This is a genomic window from Streptomyces malaysiensis subsp. malaysiensis (assembly GCF_040653035.1).
Lineage (GTDB): Bacteria > Actinomycetota > Actinomycetes > Streptomycetales > Streptomycetaceae > Streptomyces > Streptomyces malaysiensis.
Genome location: NZ_JBEZNG010000020.1, coordinates 94,559 through 116,146 on the forward strand (window position 1 = coordinate 94,559; position 21,588 = coordinate 116,146).

Annotated in this window: 18 protein-coding genes and 1 pseudogene; 11 read left to right on the plus strand and 8 right to left on the minus strand. The window is 72.5% G+C overall.

Annotation, left to right across the window (positions count from 1 at the left end; translation table 11 throughout):
- Positions 1-642, minus strand: coding sequence for a DUF4142 domain-containing protein (locus AB0E24_RS32135; RefSeq protein WP_093702721.1), 642 nt, complete (start codon positions 640-642; stop codon positions 1-3).
- A 326-nt stretch (positions 643-968) separates the two neighbouring features.
- Positions 969-3,833, minus strand: a complete 2,865-nt coding sequence (locus tag AB0E24_RS32140) for an AfsR/SARP family transcriptional regulator (protein WP_359382270.1) — start codon at positions 3,831-3,833, stop codon at positions 969-971.
- Positions 3,834-3,974: 141 nt separating this feature from the next.
- Between AB0E24_RS32140 and AB0E24_RS32145 the strand changes: the two genes are divergently transcribed.
- From AB0E24_RS32145 to AB0E24_RS32180, 8 genes are all read left to right on the plus strand, one after another.
- On the plus strand, positions 3,975-4,517 hold the full coding sequence (locus tag AB0E24_RS32145; protein WP_359382273.1) for a sigma-70 family RNA polymerase sigma factor: 543 nt from the start codon (positions 3,975-3,977) through the stop codon (positions 4,515-4,517).
- A 100-nt stretch (positions 4,518-4,617) separates the two neighbouring features.
- Positions 4,618-5,700, plus strand: coding sequence for a LacI family DNA-binding transcriptional regulator (locus AB0E24_RS32150; RefSeq protein WP_147967255.1), 1,083 nt, complete (start codon positions 4,618-4,620; stop codon positions 5,698-5,700).
- Positions 5,701-5,810: 110 nt separating this feature from the next.
- Positions 5,811-7,169, plus strand: a complete 1,359-nt coding sequence (locus tag AB0E24_RS32155; protein WP_069867269.1) for an ABC transporter substrate-binding protein — start codon at positions 5,811-5,813, stop codon at positions 7,167-7,169.
- Positions 7,170-7,250: 81 nt separating this feature from the next.
- Complete coding sequence (locus AB0E24_RS32160; protein ID WP_069867541.1) at positions 7,251-8,198, plus strand: carbohydrate ABC transporter permease; 948 nt, start codon at positions 7,251-7,253, stop codon at positions 8,196-8,198.
- On the plus strand, positions 8,198-9,112 hold the full coding sequence (locus AB0E24_RS32165; RefSeq protein ID WP_359382278.1) for a carbohydrate ABC transporter permease: 915 nt from the start codon (positions 8,198-8,200) through the stop codon (positions 9,110-9,112). Before AB0E24_RS32160 ends, AB0E24_RS32165 begins: the two co-directional genes overlap by 1 nt.
- Before the next feature lie 47 nt (positions 9,113-9,159).
- Entirely contained in the window at positions 9,160-10,140 is a 981-nt protein-coding gene (locus AB0E24_RS32170) for a hydroxyacid dehydrogenase (protein ID WP_250849473.1), read from the plus strand.
- 210 nt (positions 10,141-10,350) lie between these two features.
- Entirely contained in the window at positions 10,351-12,294 is a 1,944-nt protein-coding gene (locus tag AB0E24_RS32175) for a DUF2264 domain-containing protein (RefSeq protein WP_359382281.1), read from the plus strand.
- Positions 12,291-13,094 carry a sugar phosphate isomerase/epimerase family protein gene (locus AB0E24_RS32180; RefSeq protein WP_359382284.1) on the plus strand — a complete coding sequence of 268 codons (804 nt, stop codon included), beginning with the start codon at positions 12,291-12,293 and terminating at the stop codon, positions 13,092-13,094. The genes AB0E24_RS32175 and AB0E24_RS32180 overlap by 4 nt, the downstream gene beginning before the upstream one ends.
- Positions 13,095-13,866: 772 nt before the next feature.
- Here the strand turns inward: AB0E24_RS32180 and AB0E24_RS32185 are convergent.
- Positions 13,867-14,394 carry a hypothetical protein gene (locus AB0E24_RS32185; RefSeq protein WP_359382286.1) on the minus strand — a complete coding sequence of 176 codons (528 nt, stop codon included), beginning with the start codon at positions 14,392-14,394 and terminating at the stop codon, positions 13,867-13,869.
- A gap of 227 nt (positions 14,395-14,621) precedes the next feature.
- On the opposite strand from AB0E24_RS32185, the gene paaK reads away from it, so the two are divergent.
- A complete protein-coding gene (gene paaK, locus AB0E24_RS32190) occupies positions 14,622-15,929 on the plus strand; it encodes a phenylacetate--CoA ligase PaaK (protein WP_069867264.1) in 1,308 nt (435 codons plus the stop codon).
- Between the two features lie 198 nt (positions 15,930-16,127).
- On the opposite strand, the gene AB0E24_RS32195 is transcribed toward paaK, so the two are convergent.
- From AB0E24_RS32195 to AB0E24_RS32215, 5 genes are all read right to left on the minus strand, one after another.
- Entirely contained in the window at positions 16,128-16,985 is an 858-nt protein-coding gene (locus AB0E24_RS32195) for a lysophospholipid acyltransferase family protein (protein ID WP_359382289.1), read from the minus strand.
- Positions 16,982-17,740, minus strand: coding sequence for a GNAT family N-acetyltransferase (locus AB0E24_RS32200; RefSeq protein WP_069867263.1), 759 nt, complete (start codon positions 17,738-17,740; stop codon positions 16,982-16,984). The genes AB0E24_RS32195 and AB0E24_RS32200 overlap by 4 nt, the downstream gene beginning before the upstream one ends.
- 212 nt (positions 17,741-17,952) lie before the next feature.
- Positions 17,953-18,645, minus strand: coding sequence for a peptide deformylase (locus tag AB0E24_RS32205; protein ID WP_093700800.1), 693 nt, complete (start codon positions 18,643-18,645; stop codon positions 17,953-17,955).
- Between the two features lie 189 nt (positions 18,646-18,834).
- The gene (locus AB0E24_RS32210) at positions 18,835-19,341 is read right to left on the minus strand and encodes a DUF2267 domain-containing protein (protein ID WP_359382293.1); all 507 of its coding nucleotides are present in this window, start codon (positions 19,339-19,341) and stop codon (positions 18,835-18,837) included.
- Between the two features lie 263 nt (positions 19,342-19,604).
- Positions 19,605-20,108: a winged helix-turn-helix transcriptional regulator gene (locus tag AB0E24_RS32215; RefSeq protein WP_102936636.1), complete on the minus strand. Its 504-nt coding sequence runs from the start codon at positions 20,106-20,108 to the stop codon at positions 19,605-19,607.
- Between the two features lie 136 nt (positions 20,109-20,244).
- Between AB0E24_RS32215 and AB0E24_RS32220 the strand changes: the two genes are divergently transcribed.
- Both AB0E24_RS32220 and AB0E24_RS32225 read left to right on the plus strand, forming a co-directional pair.
- A complete protein-coding gene (locus AB0E24_RS32220; RefSeq protein WP_102936635.1) occupies positions 20,245-21,015 on the plus strand; it encodes a class I SAM-dependent methyltransferase in 771 nt (256 codons plus the stop codon).
- Positions 21,016-21,094: 79 nt separating this feature from the next.
- Positions 21,095-21,583: pseudogene (locus AB0E24_RS32225) on the plus strand (NUDIX hydrolase); the annotation flags it as partial.
- Between the last annotated feature and the right edge of the window lie 5 nt (positions 21,584-21,588).

The following is a 21,588-nucleotide window of genomic DNA, read 5'->3' on the forward strand; positions in this document are numbered from 1 at the left end:
TTAGAGGGCGTCGAAGTCGACAAGCCCGGTGTCCTCGAGGACCGTGATGTGGTCGAGAACGATGGCATTGGCCCTGGTGGCCAGAGATCTGACCATGGAGTTGCGGCTCTCGGCGCGCACCTGCGCCACGAGGTTGAACACCTTGCCGTGAGCGGCGCGCAACCGGTTTGCGAAAACGCGCTCGAACTCGGCGCTGCTGCCGGCGCTGGTCATCTCGTTCAGCCAGCCCTGCTGCTGGGCGTTGGGCTGATTGGGCAGCGGGATCCCGAGGGCCCGGCCGACCTCCTCCGAGCGGCGGTCGAGTTCGGTGTGTCCCTCGATGAGATGCTCACCGGCGGTCTTCACGGCATCCCGGGCGCCACGTTCCTGGGCGAGGCGCCCCGCGGGGAGCTCCCACGTTCCGGCCAGCCTGACCTTGCGGACAAAGTCCCGGTCAGTAGCCGTGAGTGGCCCGTACTGGGTGCTGACCGTCCCACCGCCGTCGTCCGTGACGCCGTTGCGCGGCAGGGCCGCGCTGCTCTCGCCGAACAGCGACACCGGGACGAGGATCGCCGCCAGGGTGACGGCGAGCGCTCCAATGATGAGCCCGGTGCCGATGGTGCGGCTGGAGCCGATGGGTCTGGTGAGGTTTGCTGGTCGCACAGCGCCCTCCTTGGTTCGGAGTGACACCGGACGCTAGTACCTCGTGTGGCTCGGTCGTGGAGACCTCATCACCAGTGAATAAAGCCGGGACAGAGATCATTGCCGGCTGGTACCCTGCGCGGCCGCCGTCCTGAGGCGCCGTCAGAAGTTTTTTCGCGCCCGGTTGAGCAACGCGCGGCGCCCGTACGTACGGCAGGGAGAGCACCGGTGCACGGCCGCGCCCGAGCGGTCCGGCCGCACACCGTCCCGACGACCCGGAGGCGCCCCGCCGTGGATGCGACAGCGCGGAAGACCACGCCCACCAGGCCCCGTCATACGCCGAGAGGTCATCCGCTCAGAGTCGAGGCCGGCTGCGGCCACTGCCGGTACTGCCCCAGCTTGCCGTCGAGCACCCGGGCATCGGGGTGGTTCAGCTCCTGGAGAATTTCCAGGGCCCGCCGCCAGTCGGTGAGCGCGGTGGCCAGGTCGCCCTGGGCGAGCCGGGTGTCCCCCTGGTGGTGCAGGGTGTCGGCCTCCAGATACCGGTCGCTGATCTCGCGGTAGACGCGAAGCGCCCGGCCGTACGAGCTGAGGGCGTGCTCATACCGCCCCAGGTGGTGGTAGGCGTACCCCAGGCTGTCCAGCGCGGCGGCCTCGCCGGACGGGTCGCCGATCCGCCGGTGCAGCTCGACGGCCTGTCGGCAGTGGGCCAGGGCCTGCTCGTACTCACCGCGCAGGACATGCGTCCAGCCGATCTCGTTGAGCACACTGGCCTGTCCGCTGATGTGGGCCGAGGCACGGTAGTGGTCGAGCGCCGGCCGGTAGTGGTCCAGCGCCTCCTGGTGGCGGCCCTGGCGGTTGCTGAGAAAGGCCAGGGCGCGCAGGGTGCGGGCCTGTCCGCCCCGCTCGCCGAGCTCGGTGAACAGTTCCAGCGCCCGTTCCAGATGGCCGTACGCCTCCTCGTACCGGCCCAGCCGTCCCTCGGCGAACCCCAAAGTGCGGTGGCTGTGCGCCTGGCCGAGCCGATCGGACAGGGCCCGGGCCGCCCCCAGCGCGCCGCGCTGGATGGCGGTCTGCTCCTGCCAGTGGCCGCGCCGGTCCAGGAAGAGCTCCAGCGTCACGGCCAACTGCCAGGCGTGGGAGGGGAATCCGTGGTCCCGTGCGTGCTCGACGACCGACAGCAGTACGGCCCGCTCGGCCGAGAGCCATGCCTCGGCCCGGTCCTGGCGGCCGAGGTGCTCGGGCGCCGCGTCGGGCCGGGCCGGGGAGAGGGGCAGCGGTTCGGTCCGGTACGGGGCGAGCAGCGTGGCGGCGGTGCGCGCGGTGTGCAGATAGTGGTCGAACATCCGGTGCCGGGCGTCCCGGCGGACCTCGTCCGTGTCGTGGTCCTGGACCAGCTCCATGGCGTAGGCCCGCAGCAGATCGTGGAAGGTGTGCCGGCCCGGAGCGTGCTCCACCAGCAGATGGGCGCGGGTGAGCGCGGCCAGCAGGGCACGGGTGACCCGCAGCGGAAGCCCGGCCAGGCTCGCGGCCGCCGCGGTGGACACCTCGGGGCCCGGGTGCAGGGCCAGCAGCCGGAACAGCCGGGCGGCCTCCGGCTCCAGGGTCCGGTAGGACCAGGAGAAGACGCTCCGCGCGTCGGTGCTCGGATCGGCGCCCGCGAACGCGTCGAGGTTCCCCTGGCTCTCGCGCAACTCGGCGGCGACAGAAGAAAGGGGAAAGGACGGACGGGTCGCGGCACGCGCGGCCACCACCGCAAGCGCGAGCGGCAGCCGCCCGCACAGCCGGATGATGGTCGCCACCGCCCGCGGCTCCGCGGCGACCCGGTCCGTGCCCAGCCGCCGCACCAGCGCCTCATGGGACTCGGCCGGGGACAGCGGCCCCAGAGTAAGAGGACGGGCCCCTTCGCCCGCTATCAGACCGTGCAGCTGATTGCGGCTGGTGACGATGGTCAGACAGCCGGGGGAGCCGGGCAGCAGCGGCCGGACGTGCTGGGAGTCCACCACATTGTCCAGCAGGATCAGCATCCGCCGCCCCGCCAGCAGACTGCGGTACAGCGCGGTCTTGGCGTCCAGCCCCGTGGGCACCCGGCTCGGCGGAACCCCCAGCGCGTGGAGGAACGCGCGCAGCGCCTCGTTCGGCGACATCATCGAACCGGTCGGATCGAAGCCGCGCAGATTGGCGTAGAGCTGTCCGTCCGGAAAGCGGTGGGCGATCCGATGGGCCCAGTGCACGGCCAGGGCGGTCTTGCCGATCCCGGCCATCCCGTCGATCGCGCTGATCACCAGCGGAGTCGGCGATCCGGTCTCGGCGCCCTCGGGCAGCAGGGTCTGGATACCGGCGAGCTCGGCGTGGCGTCCGCTGAACGCCGGTAGGTCCGGCGGGAGTTGGGCGGGACGGACCGCCGGGATGGGCCGCGCCGCCGGAGGGCTGGGCTGGACCGGCTCGGCCGGGGCCGGGGTCGACCGGGGCACCACCTCGCGGTGGGCGGCGCGCAGTTCGGGGCCGGGGGTCACCCCGAGCTGTTCGGCCAGCCGGTCCCGCGCCGTGGAGAAGACCTTCAGCGCCTCGGCCCGCCGTCCGGTGGTGGCGAGTACCCGGATCAGCTGGGCCTGAAGGGTCTCGTCCAACGCGTGCTGGGCGGCGAACTGTTGGAGCACGGTGGGCAGTTGCTCCGGAACCTCGGAGGCCAGCGCCGTGGCGGTGGCCTCCTTGGCGGCGGCCAGAAGTTCGCGGTCGACACCGGAGAAGACGGGATGGGGCTGGATCTCGGCGGGGACTCCGGTGGCGGTCGGCCCCTGCCACAGCGCGAGCGCCCGCGAGAAGAGTTCGGCCGCCCGCTCCGGCTCCCCCGCTTCGGCGGTGCGCCGCGCCGAGTCGCTCAGATGCCGGAAGCGCAGCAGATCCAGCGTGTCCGCCTCGGCGTTCAGCCGGTAACCGCCCGAGCTGCGCACCAGCCGGCTGCCCTCCGCCCGCGCCGGCAGGTCGGGCTCCAGCAGCCGGCGCACCGACCCCACATGGCGGTGCACCACATTCACCGCGGTGCTCGGCGGATCCTGCGCCCAGAGCACGTCGACGATCTCGCCGAGCGCCACCGGCTGTCCCGCCCGTACCAGCAACAGCGCCAGCAGCGCCCGCTGTTTGGGCGGTCCCAGCTCCAGTTCGACATCATCACGCCATGCCCTGACCGGGCCTAACACCGTAAATCGCACAACTGGGGATCTTAGTCGAGCCCGTTTCGGGCACCGTGTTCTTCCGGCCGCGGTGTGACGTCAGAGATTCGTCACTCAATCGGCGCCCTTCTTCTTTTACGCTCACGCCATTGAGACATCAGCCTCGGGGGGAACGGGACGATGGACATCCACGCGGCGGCCGTCATGACCGACGACGCCGACACGTACTTACGGACGCTCTACCGACGACATGGCTCGGCGCTGCTGCGCCTGGCGGCCCGGCTGCTGGGCGGGGACTGGCACCGGGCCCAGGACATCGTGCAGGAGGTGGCGATCCGGGCCTGGCAGTACCCCATGGACGTCGGCCCCATGGACGGCACCGTCCGCCACCGGCTGTTCACCGTGGTCGGCGATCTGGTGACCGACGGCCACCAGGATCAGGTGGAGCCGTCGGTGGAGACGGCCGGTGAGGCGGAGATGGCGCTGCTGGTCACGCCGGACGCGGTCGATCAGGCGCTCACCGCCCAGGTGGTGTGGGACGCGATGGCGGATCTGGCGCCCCCGCAGCGGGAGGTGCTGCTGCATCTGCACTATCTGGACCGCAGCATCAACCAGGCGGCACGGGCGCTCGGGGTGCCGCCCGGAACCGTCAAATCGCGGACGTACTACGCGACTCGGGCCCTGCGGACGGCCCTTCGAGCGCGCGGCGTCACCGACTGCTGACCTCCTCCGGCCATCCACCGACTGCTTCCTGATCGAATGATCGCTACTATGGCGGTGTTTCGAGCGAAGACGAAAGCCGATCGCGTCAGGGGTGGGGAGCATGCGGGAGCCGGCGCCGAAGCGGCAGACACGGATCGCGGCACTGGTGGAGGCCCGGGGCAGCGCGCGGATCACCGATCTCGCGGATGAGCTGGGGGTGTCCGTCGTCACCGTACGGCGGGACGTGGAGGAGCTGGCCCAGCGCGGGGAGCTGCGCCGCGGCCACGGGGTGGCCCGCTCGCTGCGGCCGATCGCCCAGGAGTCCACCGCCACCGGCGACACCATCGGCATGGTGGTCCCGGAGCGCAACACCTATCTCACCGAGGTGGTCCAGGCGGCGCGGGAGGCCGCAGAGAAGGCCGGTCTGCGGCTCGCGCTGCACATCGCCGCGGACGAGCGCGGCACCGAGCGCGCGGTCCGCCAGGCGCTGGACGCGGGCGCGCGGGGTCTGCTGCTGGCACCGCGCTGGCGCACCGAGGCGGAGGCGCGGGCGGACCACACCTGGCTCGCCGAACTGGAGGTGCCCGTGGTGCTGGTGGAGCGCCGGCCCCACCGGGGCAGCGCCGTCTACGGGCTGGACTGTGTGCGCTCCGACCACGCCCACGGGGTGCATCTGACGCTCGAGCACCTGACCGCGCTCGGGCATCGGCGCATCGTGCTGGCGGCGCGCGACGACAGCCCCACCGCGCGGGTGATCCGGTCGGAGTTCGCCGCGCAGACCGCGGCCCGTGGCATCGCCGAGGGGTGCCCGGTCATGCTCAGCTCGCGCACCGCGGGGCCCGATCCCCGCCCCCGTGACGCGCGGGAGGCCGACCTGGCCGGCGCGGTGCGCCGCGCCGGGGCCACCGCCGCGCTGATCCACGGTGATATGGACGCGCTGGTGCTGGTCCAGCGGCTGCGCGAGGCGGGGATCGAGGTGCCGGGCGACTGCTCGGTGGTCGCCTACAACGATGTGGTCGCCGACATGGGGCAGATCGCGCTGACGGCCGTGGCCCCGCCCAAGGGCGAACTCGGGCAGGCCGCGCTCGAGCTGCTGATCCGCCGGCTGGAGCGGACGCGGAACGGGCGGTGGGCCGGTGCCACCCGCCATCTGGAGCTGCTGCCGGGGCTGGTGATCCGGGACTCCACCGCCCCTCTGCGCTGATTCTCCTGATTGATTGACCGCTTTGGTTTCTTCTGTTCGATGTATTGACGGCTTTTCAGTCAAGCGCTCAGGATTCCCTCTGACTCCACCGTTGAATCAGGGGAGGGTCCATGCCTGGTCAGAGACGCCCAGGACGCCCGGTAACCGGACGCCGGGCGACGGCGGGAACCACCGCACTGCTCACACTGCTCGCCCTCGTCCTGGCGGGCTGCGCGGGTTGCTCAACACATCGCGCAGCCGACACCGCCGGTGACGGACCCGTACGCCTCACCTTCTGGTCGCCGCTGCGCGGCAGTCAGGAGGTCGTCGACGAGTTCAACCGCACCCACGACACCATCGAGGTCGACTTCCAGCAGGTCCCCTCCGGCGAACAGGGCGGCTGGGCCAAGCTCAGCAACGCCGCCCGCGCGGGCAACGCCCCCGATGTCGCCACCATCGAATACCCCCAGCTGCCCGGCTTCACCATCGATGGCGTGCCCCGGGACATCAGCGAGCTGCTGCCCGACTCGGTGCGCCGCAAGATCCTTCCGCAGGCGCTGGACCTCACCACCTTCGACGGGCGCACCTACGCCGTACCGGTGGACATCGAGCCGATGGTCTTCCTGTACCGCAAGGACATCTTCACCAGGAATCACATCCCGGTCCCCAAGACCTGGGCGGAGTTCGAGAGTTCGGCCCGCAAGCTCAAGCAGGCCCAGCCCCGCTCCCGTATCGCCAGCCTCTTCACCACCGGTGGCACCCTCTATCTGGCGGGGTACGCCTGGCAGGCCGGTGCCCAGTGGTACCGGACGTCCGACGACACCTGGCACATCTCCATGGACGACGCCCCCACCCGCAAGGTCGCCGCCTACTGGCAGCGCCTGATGGACAACGACCTGGTGCGCGTGGAACCCGGCTCCAGCCAGCAGTGGCGCGCCCATATACAAAGCGGTGAGACGGCCGGCTATCTGGCCGGCGCCTGGGCCGCGGGCTCGATGATGTCGTCCACCCCCGGCGGCAAGGGCAAATGGGCCATCGCGCCGATGCCGCAATGGGACCCCGCCGAACCCAAGGTGAGCACACAGGGCGGCTCGACCTTCCTGGTCACCAAGGACAGCCACCATCCCGAGGAGGCCATGGAGTTCATCTCCTGGATGGTGACCAGCCCCGGCGCCCTGAAGGCCAAACTCGCCAGCGGTGTCAGCAGCGCCTTCCCTTCCGTGCCCGGTCTGGTCCCGGTCGCCCGTAAGGAGATGGACACCAGCTACTACTCCGGCCAGGACATCTTCGGCCTCTTCCAGGAACAGGCCGAGATGATCTCCCCCACCTGGAAGTGGGGGCCGCGGATGGTCTCGACCACCACCTCCGGCGACGACGGGCTCGCCCGCGCCGGAGCCGGCAGCGGCACCATCCTGGAGGCCCTGCGCGAGGCCCAGAGCAGAACCATGCCCGATCTGAAGAGCCTCGGCCTGTCGGTCACCACCCGCTGAGCCGCCACGCCTCCCATATCTCCGTCTCACCCCGAGCCGTACCTCATCCCGCCTGAGCCGAGGTAACCCGTGAGCACCGTCATGTCCTCGAAAGGGACGGCGCCGCCATCGGCGGCCGCCGCCGACCCGCCCCGCAGAACCGGACGACGCCAGCAGCGGATCGCCGCCGCCGTTCTGCTGACCCCCTTCACAGCACTGCTCGTCGCCGTGTTCCTGATCCCCGTCGGCTACGCCGTCTACCTCAGCTTCTTCTCCGAGGACCATGAGGGACTCGGCTTCGGCGGCGGGCGTACGGTCTTCACCGGACTGCGCAGCTATCTCTCGGTGCTCGAGGACCCCAGCTTCCTCTCCGGGTTCGGCACCATCGCGCTCTACTGCCTGATCTTCGTCCCGCTCGTGGTCATCAGCGCGCTCGCGCTCGGCCTGCTGCTCGACTCCGGCCTGGTCCGGCTGCGGCGCACCGCGCAGATGCTGCTCTATCTGCCGCACGCCGTGCCCGGCATCATCGCGGCCGTTATCTGGCTGTACCTCTACACCCCGGGGCTCAGCCCGGTCATCAAACTCTTCGCCCGGGCCGACATCACCATCGACTTCCTGGGCCTGCACACCGTGCTCCCGTCGATCGTCAACATCGCCCTGTGGAGCGGCCTCGGCTACAACATGGTCATCTTCTACGCCGCGCTCCAGGCGCTGCCGCGTGAGGTGATCGAGGCGGCGACCATCGACGGCGCCGGCGGCATCCGCACCGCGCTCCAGGTCAAGGTGCCCATCATCCGGGGCTCCGTGGTGATGGTCTGCATGTTCTCCCTGATCGGCGCGCTCCAGCTGTTCACCGAGCCCATGCTGATGAACCAGGCCACCCCGATGGTCAACTCCCGCTACACCCCGAACATGTACATCTACGACGCGGCCTTCCGCCGCAACAACTACGGACTCGCCTCCGCGGCCTCCGTCATCCTCCTGATCGTCACCTGCGTGCTGTCGTACGCCGTGACGCGCTGGTCGGGCCGCCGGGAACGGAGAGCGTGATGACCACGACCACACCCACCAGCCCCGTGGGCGCCACCCGGGGCCCGTCGTCCAGACCGCTCGGCAAGCCCTTCGGCGGCTCCAGGCTGACCAGCCGCGGCGTCGCCAACGCCGTGGTCCTGATCGCCGCCCTCTACACCATGCTGCCCGCGCTGTGGCTGCTGCTGGCGTCCACCAAGAACGCCGACGCCCTCTTCGGCAGCGACATCTTCTCCCTCGGCGACTTCTCCTTCGCCCGCAACCTCTCCGATCTGTTCTCCATGGACGGCGGGCTCTACGGCGAGTGGTACGTCAACAGCCTGCTGTACGCGGTCGTCGGCGCCCTGACCGGCTCGCTGATCAGCGTGGCCGCGGGCTACGCCTTCGACAAGTACGAGTTCCGGCACAAGGAGAAGTTCTTCGGGCTCGTCCTCACCGGCGTCATGGTGCCGCCGACCGTACTGGCCCTTCCGCTCTATCTGGTGGCCTCCGAGATCGGGATGGTCAACACCTTCTGGTCGGTCTTCGTCCCGGTGCTCTTCAACCCCTTCGGCGTCTACCTCGCCCGCCTGCTCAGCAGCGGCTATGTGCCCAACGAGGTGCTGGAGGCGTCCCGGGTCGACGGCGCGGGCGAGTTGCAGACCTATGTACGGGTCAGCCTGCGGATGCTCGGGCCCGGTTTCGTGACCGTCTTCCTCTTCCAGCTCACGGCCATCTGGAACAACTTCTTCCTTCCCATGGTGATGCTCTCCGACCAGCACCTCTATCCGCTCAGCCTCGGCCTCTACACCTGGAACAGCGCCGCCACCGTCTCGCCCGAGTACTACCCCCTCGTGGTCATCGGCTCACTGCTCGCCGTCGTGCCGCTGATCGTGGCGTTCGTCCTGTTGCAGCGCTACTGGAAGTCCGGACTGACCGCAGGGAGCGTCAAGTGACCGCACCGCAAATCTCCGCCCGCACCCGCCCCCGTGCCGTCCTGGCCATGGCCGAGCGGTCCGCCCGGCAGGTGCTCGGGTCCGTGAGCCCGGACCGGCTCACCGAACTCCTCGACCTCGACCCCGCCCTCGTCCTGGACGACTTCACCACCCCGGCCGCGCACCGGGCCCTCGCCGGGGCCGAACTGCTCGTCACCGGCTGGGGCTGCCCGCCCCTGGACCGCCGCGCGCTCGACGCCGCGCCCCGGCTGCGCGCCGTGGTCCACACCGCGGGCACCGTACGCCACCACATCACCGACGCCTGCTGGGAGCGCGGCATCTCGGTCTCCTCGGCGGCCGCCGCCAACGCCCTGCCCGTGGCCGAGTACACCGTCGCGATGATCCTGCTGGCCAACAAGCGCGTCCTGGACATCGCCCGGGACTACCGCGCCGAGCGGCGCGCGATCGACTGGAACGAGCGCTACCCCGACGCCGGCAACTACCGCCGGACGGTGGGCATCCTCAGCGCCTCCGCCATCGGCCGCCGGGTGATCGAGCTGCTGCGCCCGTACGACCTCGACATCCTGCTGTACGACCCGTATGTCACGGCCCGGGAGGCGAAGGAGCTCGGGACGCGGCGGGTGCCCCTGCGGGAACTCTTCGCCGGCAGCGATGTCATCAGCGTCCACACCCCACTGCTGCCCGCCACCGAGGGGCTGGTCGGCCGGGAGCTGCTGGCCGCCATGCCGGACGGCGCCACGCTCATCAACACCGCGCGCGGGGCGGTGGTGGACCAGGCGGCGCTGACCGAGGAGGTGGTGGCCGGGCGGATCCGCGCCGTCCTCGACGTCACCGTGCCGGAGGTGCTGCCCGCCGACTCCCCGCTGTACGACTGCGACAACGCGCTGATCACCCCGCATATCGCCGGATCCAAGAGCGGTGAGCTGCGCCGCCTGGCCGACCTCGCCATCGGCGAGATCGAGAACTACGTCACCGGCCGCGCCTTCGCCCACCCCGTACGACCGGAGATCCTCGACCGCTCGGCATAAGCGTGCGGACAGGCGGGGCGGCGTCGCGGGAATGGGCGGCGCCCGGCGGCGTTGCCGTCGGGCGCCGATTCCTCCCGGCCACCGCCGGGATATGCCCTTCCGCATCCCCTCCCTCCTCCGCCTCGCCCCGCTCGTCCCCCGCCCCGCTCCTGCCCCCCACCCATCCGCGCGCCCTCTCACGTTCCGCGACCCCAGGAGGCCCACCCCGCCATGCCCGAGCTGCCCTTCCTCCTCCCCGCCGACGACCGCGCCCTCAGCCCCCACACCGGCTACACCCGCGCCCACTGGGAGGCCGCCGCGGACGGCATGCTGCACGCCGCCCTCCGCTACGCCACCCCCGGCCAGGCCCTGATCGACCTGCCCGGCCCCCCGTCCAAGTCCGGGGTGCGCTCCGACGGGCTCGAAGGGTTCGCCCGCACCTTCCTCCTCGCCGCCTTCCGCGCCGCCGGGGCCTCGGGCCAGGACCAGCACGGCATCCTGGAGCGCTACACCGCCGGGATCGCCCGCGGCACCCTCACCCCAGGGCGCGGCGACGCCGAGTCCTGGCCGGTGATCGGCCATCACGGCGCCCACGGCCAGCCCATGGTGGAGTCCGCGTCGGTGGCCCTGGGCCTGCGGCTGACCGCGCCGTGGACCTGGGACGCCCTGCCGCCCGACGCCCAGGACCGCACCGAGGAGTGGCTGCGCGGCGCGCTGCGCCACCAGCCCGCCCCCAACAACTGGTACCTCTTCCCTCTCACCGTGGCCGGATTCCTGGAGTCCGCCGGGCGCGGCGACGCCGAGACGGCCCGCGCCATCGAGCGCGGACTCGCCCTCCTGGAGGGCTGGTACCAGGGCCAGGGCTGGTACTCCGACGGCGACGGGCGGTCGTTCGACCACTACAACGGCTGGGCGCTGCACATGTACCCGCTGCTGCACGCCCATCTCGCCGCCGACGGCGCGCTCCTGGACCGGCTCGGCCCCCGGCTGCGCACCTTCCTGGAGAGCTTCTCGCTGCTCTTCGACGCCGACGGCGCCCCCATCCACCACGGCCGCTCCCTCACCTACCGCTTCGCCGCCGGCGCCTCGGTGGCCCTCGGCGCGCTCACCGGCCACACCCCCCTCGCGCCCGGGGCCACCCGCCGCGTCCTCAGCGGGGCGCTGCGCCACTTCCTGGACCGCGGGGCGCTGACCGAGGACGGGGTGCTGAGCCTTGGCTGGTACGGGCCGCACGCCGCGACCCTCCAGCGCTACTCCGGGCCCGGCTCGCCCTACTGGGCCTCCAAGGGGTTCCTCGCCCTGCTGCTCCCGCCCGGCCACCCGGTGTGGACCGAGCCCGAGGAGGCCGCGCCCGCCGAGGGTCCCGACCGGGCGCTGGCACTGCCCGCCACCGGGCTCCTCATCCAGACCACGGGCCGGGACGGGCTGGTGCGGCTGCACAACCACGGCAGCTACAAGCTCCGCCCCTGGGAGGCCGAGCACGCCCCCGCCGACCCGCTCTACGCCCGGCTCGCCTACTCCACCCGTACCGGGCCCACCAGCGCGGACAACACCCCCGACAACCACATCGCCCTCGAAGTGCGCGGAGTGCGCAGCGACCGGCTGCGCATCCACCCGCTGGCCGCGGGCCCCGACTGGCTCGCCTCCTCCCACACCCCCGCCTTCCCCGACGGCGGCCCCAAGGTGCCCGCGCTCCGCATCGACAGCCTGACCCTCGTCCGCGGCCGGCTCGAAGTGCGCGTCCACCGCACCGTGGGCGCCCCCGCCGGGACCCGGATCCACCACAGCGGGTGGGCCGTCGCCCTGCCCCCGGGCACCCCGGCGGAGACCGAGCGGGGCGCCGAGGTGCGGCTGGACGGGGGAGCGGTGACCGGTCAACTCCTCGGGCTGCACGGCTGGGAGACCGCCACCGCGGTCCGGGCGCCGCAGGGCACCGCGTACGGGCCGTGGGCCCTCGTCCCCGAACTCACCGGCACCGTCGGCGAGAACCCCTCCGGCACCCTCTTCGTCGCCCTGGCCTCGCTCACCGGGGAACGCGACCCGGCCCCCCTCGCCGACCTCGCCACCGCCGAGGTGAACGGGCTCGCGGTCACCGTGCGGCTGCCGGACGGCGCGGGCGTCGTGGTGGACTTCGGCACGGGCGGCGCGCCCACCGTCACCGAGGTGAGCGCATGACCCGGCTCGGCATCTGCTCGGTGACCCTGCGCGGACTCGATCCGGACCGGGTGATCGCGGCGGTGGCCGGAGCGGGGCTGGAGTGCGTCGAATGGGGCGGCGATGTCCATGTGCCGCCCGGTGACGAGGACACCGCGCGGCGGGTCCGGGACGCCACCGTGGACGCCGGGCTCGCCGTCGCCTCGTACGGCTCCTACTACCGCGCCGGGCACGGCGATCCGGAGGAGTTCGACGCGGTGCTCCGCTCCGCCGTGGCGCTCGGCGCCCCGCGCGTCCGGATCTGGGCGGGCGCCACCGGCACCCGGGAGACCTCGCCCGCCGGGCGCCGCGCGGTTGTCGAGGACACCCGGCGCGCGGCCGTGCTCGCCGCGGACGCGGGAGTGGAACTCGCCTACGAGTTCCACCGCAACACCCTGACGGACGGCGCGGACCACACCCTCCGGCTGCTGGCGGAGGTGGACCGCGCCGAGGTCGCCACCTACTGGCAGCCGCCCGTCGACATGCCCGACGCCGAGGCCCTGAAGGGGCTGGACGCGCTGGGCGACCGGATCGCCGCGGTGCATGCCTTCTCCTGGTGGCCCGGGACCACCCGGCTGCCGCTGACCGCCCGCGCCCCGCTGTGGCGCGGCGTCTTCGAGCGACTGCGCGCACATCGCGCCACGGGGTCCGGCGGCGGTCCGCCGCTGGATGTCCTGCTGGAGTTCGTGCCGGGCGACGACGAACGGCTGCTGCCCCGGGAGGCGGCGACGCTACGCGCGCTGGCCGCGGCGGGCTGCTCCCCTCCCCGCCCCTTCCCGTAACTGTGGCTCCGCCCCAGCCCCCGCCCCGGGGCTCCGCCCCAGCCCCCGCCCCGGGGCTCCGCCCCAGACCCCGAAACCGGGGCTGAGCCCCAGCCCCCAGGCCGGTGCTGCGCTCCAGCCCCCGTACCGGGGCTCCGCCCCAGCCCCCGTACCGGGGCTGTGGCCCAGACCCTGGACTGGGCCGGTGCTGCGCTCCAGACCCCGGACCGGGGTTGCGCCCCTTCCCGCGGCATCGATGTGGGCCCCGCCGCAGGCTGCGCCCAGGCCCCGAGCCGGGGCTCGGCCCCAGACCCAGACCTCGGCCGGGTCTGCGCTGCGGACCTCAAACCCCGGGCCGGGGCTGCGCCCCTTCTCGTGGCGTCGATGTGGGGCTCCGCCGCGGGTTGTGCCCGAGAGCCCGGACCGGGGCTCCGCCCCAGACCTAGGCCCCCGGGTCGGGGCTGCGCTCCAGACCTCAGCCCTTGGGCCGGTGCTGCGCCTGTTCCCGGGGCGTCGATGTGCGGCTCCGTCGCGGGCTGCGCCCAGGCCCCCGGACCGGGGCTCCGCTCCAGACTCCGGGCCGGGGCTGTGCCTCAGACCTCAGACCGGGTTTGCGCCTTAGCCCCCAGTCCGGGGCTGCGCCCCAGGTCTCGGGGTCCAGGGGCGGAGCCCCTGGTATCGGGAAGGGGCGGGGAGGGGAAAGCGTCGATAGGCGGCTCCATCGCGTGGTCTGCCGGACATCCCGTAGACGTAGCTGCGCCTAAGGGGTCTGCGTCGAGCGATGGGCGGGTGATTACTGGGGGGTGCCGGAGGCGCTTCCGTAGGAGGTGCCTCCTTCGATGGTGCCGCCGAACTCGTCCCGGAGCCGCTCCATGTTCTTCCGGGGCGAGGACGACAGCACCCATCGGTTGCCCACCAGATAGACCCCGCCGTACATCTGCGCCGTCTCCAGCCAGTCGCGCTGCCCCTTGGCGGTGACAAAGTCGAGGAAGACGAACTTGCCCTTGGCGCTCTTGCAGACGGCCTGGCGGTAGTCGTCCACCTTGGTGGTGAACTCCGGCTCGCAACCGGCGGCCGAGGCGAGCTGTTCCACCCGCGCGGCCTTGGGCGCGGGGCTCGCGCTCGGCCGGGCGGCGTCGCCCCCGGTCTCCGCCTTGGCGTCCGCCTTACCGCCCCCGCCCCCGCCCCCACCGCACCCGGCGAGGGCCAGCAGCGCCCCCACCGCCGCCGCGACCGCCACCGTGCGCGGGCCGCGGCGGCGCGGGGCGCGGTCGGCGATCCGGACCGGGTGCGGAACGTCGGCGTCGGCGGCGTCGTACATGAAAGGCCCTCTCGTCGCGGATCCGGGATGCGGGCGGCTGAGTCCACCGCACCCACGGATACGGATGGGTCGAGCCGATCGTTCACCGTCCACGCGCCGCCCCGGGCCCGGCCGGGTGCGCAGGGGAGTGTCCCAACCCTTGACAGCCAGGTCGGATGCTGGATTACTGGACCGCGCCCGATCGGTAACCGAATGTTCGGTCGGCAATCGGAGGTGGTGGACGGCCCATGGCGGGATCCCCGAGCGCGGCTCCGCTCGACGACGCCGAGCGGATGAGCCCTGAGGAGCTGAGGGCGCTTCAGCTCACCCGGCTGCGCGCCACCCTGCGCCATGCGTACGACCATGTCGAGCTGTACCGCAAGAAGTTCCGCGAGGCCGGGGTCGGCCCCGAGGACTGCCGCACCCTGGAGGACCTGGCCCGGTTCCCCTTCACCACCAAGGCCGATCTGCGCGACAGCTACCCCTTCGGGATGTTCGCCGTCGAGCAGAGCGAGGTGCGCCGGATCCACGCCTCCAGCGGTACCACCGGCCGTCCCACCCTCGTCGGCTACACCGAGCACGACCTGGCGGTATGGGCGGAGGTGATCGCCCGCTCGATCCGCGCCGCCGGCGGTCGGCCCGGCCACAAGGTGCATGTCTCCTACGGCTACGGCCTGTTCACCGGCGGCCTCGGCGCCCACTACGGCGCCGAGCGGCTCGGCTGTACGGTCATCCCCGCCTCCGGGGGAATGACCGCCCGGCAGGTGCGGCTCATCCAGGACCTCAGGCCCGAGATCATCATGATCACGCCCTCGTATCTGCTGACGCTCCTCGACGAGTTCGAGCGACAGGGCGTCGATCCCCGCTCCACCTCCCTCCAGGTCGGCATATTCGGCGCCGAACCCTGGACGGAGGAGATGCGCCGGGAGATCGAGGAGCGCATGGGCATCCACGCGGTGGACATCTACGGGCTCTCGGAGGTGATCGGCCCGGGGGTGGCCCAGGAGTGCGTGGAGACCAAGGACGGGCTGCACGTCTGGGAGGACCACTTCTACCCGGAGATCGTGGACCCGCTGACCGACGCGGTGCTGCCCGGCGGCGAGGAGGGGGAGCTGACCTTCACCACCCTCACCAAGGAGGCGCTCCCCGTCATCCGCTACCGCACCCGGGATCTGACCCGACTGCTGCCCGGCACCGCCCGCCCCGCCTTCCGGCGCATCCAGAAGATCACCGGCCGCTGTGACGACATGCTCATCGTGCGCGGGGTCAATGTCTTCCCCAGCCAGATCGAGGAGATCGTGCTGCGGGTCCCGGCGGTGGCGCCGCACTTCCAGGTCGAGCTGACCCGGCGCGGCCGGATGGACCATATGGCGGTACGGATCGAGGCGCGCCCCGGGGCCGAGCCCGAGCAGCGCGCGGCCGCCGCGGCGGCGATCGTCCGGGGAGTCAAGGACGGTGTGGGGCTCACGGTCGAGGTGGAGGTCGTGGATCCGGAGACGCTGGAGCGCTCCGTGGGCAAGATCCGCCGGGTCAAGGACCTGCGGACGGAGGGCTGAGGGCCCTGCGTAGGGGGTATTGAGCGCCGTCCCGGGACCTCGGACGGAGGGCTGAGGGTCGAGCGTCCTGCGTACGGGCAGCCGAACTCCGCCCCGGGACTCGCGGACAGAAAGCTGAACCGGCGCGCGTACGAGTTGCTGAGCACCGCCCCGGGCGCCGTCCGTGGAGACAGGTCGGCGCGCCCGGAGGCGATTGGCTCAGCGTGCCAGTTCGAGGGCGGCCACCTCGTGATGGAGCGGCAACCGCGCCCCGCAGACGGTCGCCTGGGCCTGCGCCGCGACCCTGCGCCGGTCGTCGACGGCCCGCATCGGCCGCAGCGGCCGGTGCAGGTCCACCCGCACCGTGAGCCCGTCGGCGCGGAGCACCCGGCGCAGCGAGGCGCCGAAGTCGTCCTCGCCGACGAAGGCGGCCACCGTGGTCGGGACGCCGTGCTGGACGTAGTCCAGGGTCACCGGGCGCACCGGCGCCCCCGCGTCCAGCGCGGCCTGGAAGGTGGCCCGCCGGAAGCTGCCGCCCGTGCCCGCACACCAGGTGATGCCCTGCGGAAAAGCCATCACCGACTGGCCGTCGCGCAGCCTGGCCGCCATCTCCCGTACGGTTTCGGGGAGTTCGCGCAGCGAGCCGCGGTCGATGTACATCGTGCCCGCGCGGGTGACCATCGGGCCGATCAGCGGCCAGTCCGCGATCTCCCGCTTGGCCAGCATGACCACGGGCTCTATCGCGAGCAGCGCGATGACGTCGAGCCAGGAGATGTGGTTCGCCACGACCAGCGTGCCGGTGCCGCCCGGGGCGCTGAGCCCGGTGTCGCCGGTCACCTCCAGCCGGATCCCGAGGGAGCCCAGCAGCGCGGCCGCGCGCGCACGCAGCCTCTCGGGCTCGGCGATCTTCTGCCCCGACAGCAGCGCACCCATCACCGACCGGCCGAAGACCGCGGCCCGCCGGGCGGCCCGGGTGGCCGGGACGCGGCCCGCGGCGTGGGCGACACAGCCGGTGGTGCACGGGGACCAGGCCGCCCAGGCGTGCGCGGGCAGGCTCATCACGGCCGGGACGGTCACTGCGATTCACCCAGGAAGTAGCGGCGGTAGCGGTCGTTCATCCGCTCCGTGTCCAGCAGCACGAAGAAGTCGGCGTCGTTGAAGGCCCGGTCGTGCTGCGGGGATCCGCACATCCAGGCACCGACCCGCAGATAGCCACGGAGCAGCGGCGGCAGTTCGGCGTAGCTGGGCTCGCCGTCCAGCGGCCGCGAGGGTATCCAGGGGTCGTGCGGGTGGACCCGCATCTCGGGCGGGGCGGCGTGCTTGGTGGTGCCGAGCAGCCAGGCGCCCGCGGCGGCCTGCTCGCCGTCGGCCAGCGGAACCGAGGCGCAGCCCGCGAGATAGCGGTGTCCGGACAGCAGAACATAGCGGGCCAGACCGGCCCACATGAGGTTGATGACGGCGCCCGAGCGGTGGTCGGCGTGTACACAGGCGCGGCCGGCCTCGACCATGGACGAGCGGACCTCGGCCGGAAGCCCGCGCAGATCGAACTCGGTGTCCGAGTAGAGCCGTTCACTGCGCCCCGGGGGAAGCAGCCGGTAGGTGCCGACCACGGTGCCCGTCGCCGTGTCCGTGACGATCAGGTGGTCCATGACCTCGTCGAACTCATCCACATCGCGGCCGTCGACCGCCGCGTCCAGCCGACCGCCCCTCTCTTCGCCGAACACCTGGTAGCGCAGCCGCTGCGCCGCGTGGATCTGCTCCGGGGTGTGGGCGATCGAGGTGACGTACGAGCTGGTGGCCGCCGTTGTCGAGGACGTCGTGAGCACGGACATTCCTGTTCTCCGTTCGGGGGAAGTCAGGAGCGGTGGGGACTGGGGAGGGTGCGGAAGAGCGGAAGAAACGCCTCACTCGCCGTGCGGTGCGCTGAGGCGGCGCGTACCGCGGGCATCCACCAGTCTTGCCGTGGCGACGTACGTCACAGTGTCCGTGCGGTGATTCGACGACTGCCAGTCGATGACGAAAGCATGCCGCTGGTAGGGCGTGGTTACGGAGCGGTAGCGCCGGTGTCGCCGCTGTCATCGGCGGCGTCGGCGGCGCCGGTGGCGGACCGGAGCGGGAAGCCCAGCGCGTGGGCCGCGGTGGCAGGAGTGGGCTGGGACCAGTAGTCGCTCACGGCCTGGGCCGTGGACAGGGAGCGAGTTTCGGCCAGATCCAGATAGAGGACGCCGCCGAGATGGTCGGTCTCGTGCTGGACGATCCGCGCGGGCCAGCCGGTGAACTCCTCGTCCAGCTCCCGCCCCGTCTCGTCCTGTCCGCGCAGCCGGATCCGGTCCGGGCGGCTGACCACGGCGGCCCATCCGGGGATGCTCAGACACCCCTCGAAGAACGCCGCCCGGCCGTCGCCGATCGGTTCGTAGACGGGATTGACCAGTACTCGGTACGGCTGCGGCACCCGGCCGCGCGCCTCCCGCACCTCGGCCGTCACCTCCGCCGGGTCCTCGATCACCGCGAGCCGCAGCGGCACACCGATCTGCGGGGCGGCGAGCCCCACTCCGGGCGCGGAGTGCATCGTCTCCCGCATCGCCGCCAGCAGCCGGTCCAGCTGGTCCGGGGCCAGTTGGCCGTCGTAGGGCAGGGCCGGTCGCCGGAGCACGGGGACGCCCGCGGAGACGATCGGCAGCGGGCGGATCCCGGAGAGCAGTTCATCGACGAGCTCGGAGAGGCTGGTGGTCGGCATGGGGACAGACTGGCAAGACGATCACGCCACGGCAATTCGCGGAGGTGGGAGCGGAAGTCGGCTGCGGTTCGGTGGCGCCCCGAAGGGGCGCGGGGCGGTGTCGGTGTGCGGCTCCGCCGCGCGGGCGCGACCGGCCACGACGGTGCCATGGACGATCGACGGCACGTCACGGCACTTCCAGCGGGGCGCTCAGCCCCGTTCGGTCTGGGAGCCCCGTTCGGTCCGCGAGCCCCGTTCGGTTCGTGTGTCCCGCTCGGCCCGTGCGTCCTGTTCTGCCCGTGCCTCCGGCAGCAGCCCGCGGATGTCGTTCGGCAGTACGCCGTAGAGCTTCTCCATCAGCTCCGGGTCCACGGCCGAGTCCAGCACCTCGAAGAACGCGGCCGCCTCGCGCAGCGCCTCCTCCTCGGTGCGCTCGGTGCGCCAGGCGATCCGGCCCGCGAAACCGGTGAGGCCGAACCGCTCGCCGTGGTCCCGCCGGTACGCCCGCTCCTCGGGCGTGCCCTCGTGCGCGGCCGCGACCCGGCGCAGGGGCTCGCCCGCCTCATGCGGCAACTGGGCCGCCATGTGGTCCGCCAGCCCGCCCGGGATGCGCTCGGCGAGGGTTTCGAGCGTCGCCCGTATCGCCCGCTCGGCCGACTGCCGGTCGGGCAGCTGGGCCCGGGCCTGGACCAGTCCCGTCAGTTCTTCGTAGCGCATGGTCGGCGCTCCTCGTGGTCGGATGCCCGGCTGCTGTGCCGAGCGCCCCGTGCCGAGTGCCCCGTGCCGTTCGCCCGAACCGTGGCGCGCGCCGGGACCGGGTCCAGGGGGTGCCGTCCGCTCAGCGGGTCGGTGGCGGTCGGCCGCGGTTCGAAAGGCGCCCTGAGGGGGCGCGGGGGAAGTGCGCCGGGGTGCCGTCGGCCGCCCGCGGCCGCGCCCACGCCGCGGAGCCGCGCATCGGCACGGTCGGCTCGGCGAAACCCTCAGCCCTCGCGCGCGGCGAGCAGCGGGCTCAGCACCCGGGTGCCGGGTCCGGTGCGCCCGCCGGGGCCCGGGAGCTGGGTGGTGTTGCCGACCGTCAGGGGCTCCCCGCAGTGGGCGCACGCGGAGACCGGGGTGGTGTCCCGTCCGCAGCCGAGGTGGCGGATCCGGGCCGGGGGCCCGGCGGAGCCGGCGTACCAGCGGTCGCCCCACTCCATCAGCGCGAGCAGCACCGGATAGAGCTCCTCGCCCTTCGCGGTGGCGCGATAGTGCTCACGCGGCGGCCGCTCCTGGTATCGCTCCCGGATCAGCACCCCCTCCTCGACCAGCCGGGCCAGCCGGGCGGCCAGGACCTTGCGCGATATGCCCAGGTCATGGGCGAGATCGTCGAAGCGGGTGACCCCGGTGAGCACATCCCGCATGATCAGCGCCGTCCAGGCGTCGCCGAACAGATCGGTGGCACGGGCGATCGAACAGGCCACATCGGCGAGCGGAGTACGGGTCATGACACGACCCTACCCGAGTTCCCCGAGGGAACTAACCGATGTTAGGTTTCCTCGGGGAACCCGAGGCGAGCCCGTCCGGACCACCCCGGGCACACCGGTGAATCCGCGAATCCGCGCACCCGTGAGGGAGAAGACGATGGCCGCCGCCCCGCACATCGAACTGGACTCACGGTCGCCCGAGGCCGTCGACGGCCGCCAGATCAGGGCCGTCACCTTCCAGGACAGCCGTCTGGAGTACGTCCGCGGCACGCTCGGGACCGTGGACCTCCCCGCGCCCGGAAGCCGCGCCGTGGTCGTGGGCAGCGGCCGCGGGCTGCTGGCCCGAGGGCTGGCCGGTCTCGGCTTCGAGGTCGTGGCCGTCGACCCCTCCGCCGCCGCGACCGAGATGGCGCGCGAGGCGGACGGGGGCGAGCACCCCGGGGTCGACTACCGCACCGCGCCCGCCGAGCGACTCGGCCTCGCCGACGGCGCGTTCGACCTCGCCTACTACGCGGACACCTTCGAGATCACCTCGGAGCTCGACCGGGTGCTCGCGGAGGCCGCCCGGGTGCTGCGGCCCGGCGGTGTGCTGATCTACGACACCGTCAACCGCACCTTTCTCTCCCGGCTGATCTACCTCGGCGCCTTCCAGCGCGTCCCGATGACCCGGATCATGCCGGCCGGCCGCTACACCGCGGCCCGGCTGCGCACCCCCGCCGAGCTGACCGCCGCCCTGGAGCGGCAGGGGCTGCGCAACGAGGACATCTGCGACTTCAAGCCCAAGGATCCGCGCAGCCTGGTCAAGGCCACCATGGCGCGCCGCAGGGGGCGGATCAGCGATGAGCAGATCCCGCCGATCGTCGACTTCGTCCTGGCCCCGGACGCCCGGCCGCTGGTCACCTATCTCGGCTACGCCCGCAAGGGCTGAGCGGCGAGCCCGGCACCCCGCCCCGGCGGCGGCGAGCCCGGCACCCCGCCCCGGCGGCCCGGGGCGCACACTGGGCGCTGTGACGCACAAGCACAGCGCCGGACTCCTGTTGTACCGCGGTGCGGGCCCGGCCGGTCCCGCCGTCGAGGTGCTGCTCGCCCATATGGGCGGCCCGTTCTGGGCCAGGAAGGACGAGGGCGCCTGGACGGTGCCCAAGGGGGAGTACGAGGAGGACGAGACCCCGGAGGCCGCCGCGCGCCGGGAGTTCCAGGAGGAGCTGGGGGTGCCCCCGCCCGGCGGTGAGCCGATTCCGCTCGGCTCCGTGACGCAGACCGGGGGCAAGGTGGTCATCGTCTGGGCGCTCAGGGGCGAGCTGGATCCGGCGGAGATCACTCCCGGTACGTTCGCCATGGAGTGGCCGAAGGGCTCGGGCCGGATGCGGGAGTTCCCCGAGATCGACCGGGTCGCCTGGTTCGGCCTGGACGAGGCCCGCCGGAAGATCGTGACGAGGCAGCGGATCTTCCTGGACCGGCTCGAAGAGCTGCTCCAGGAGGCGGCCGGCGCGGGCCCCGG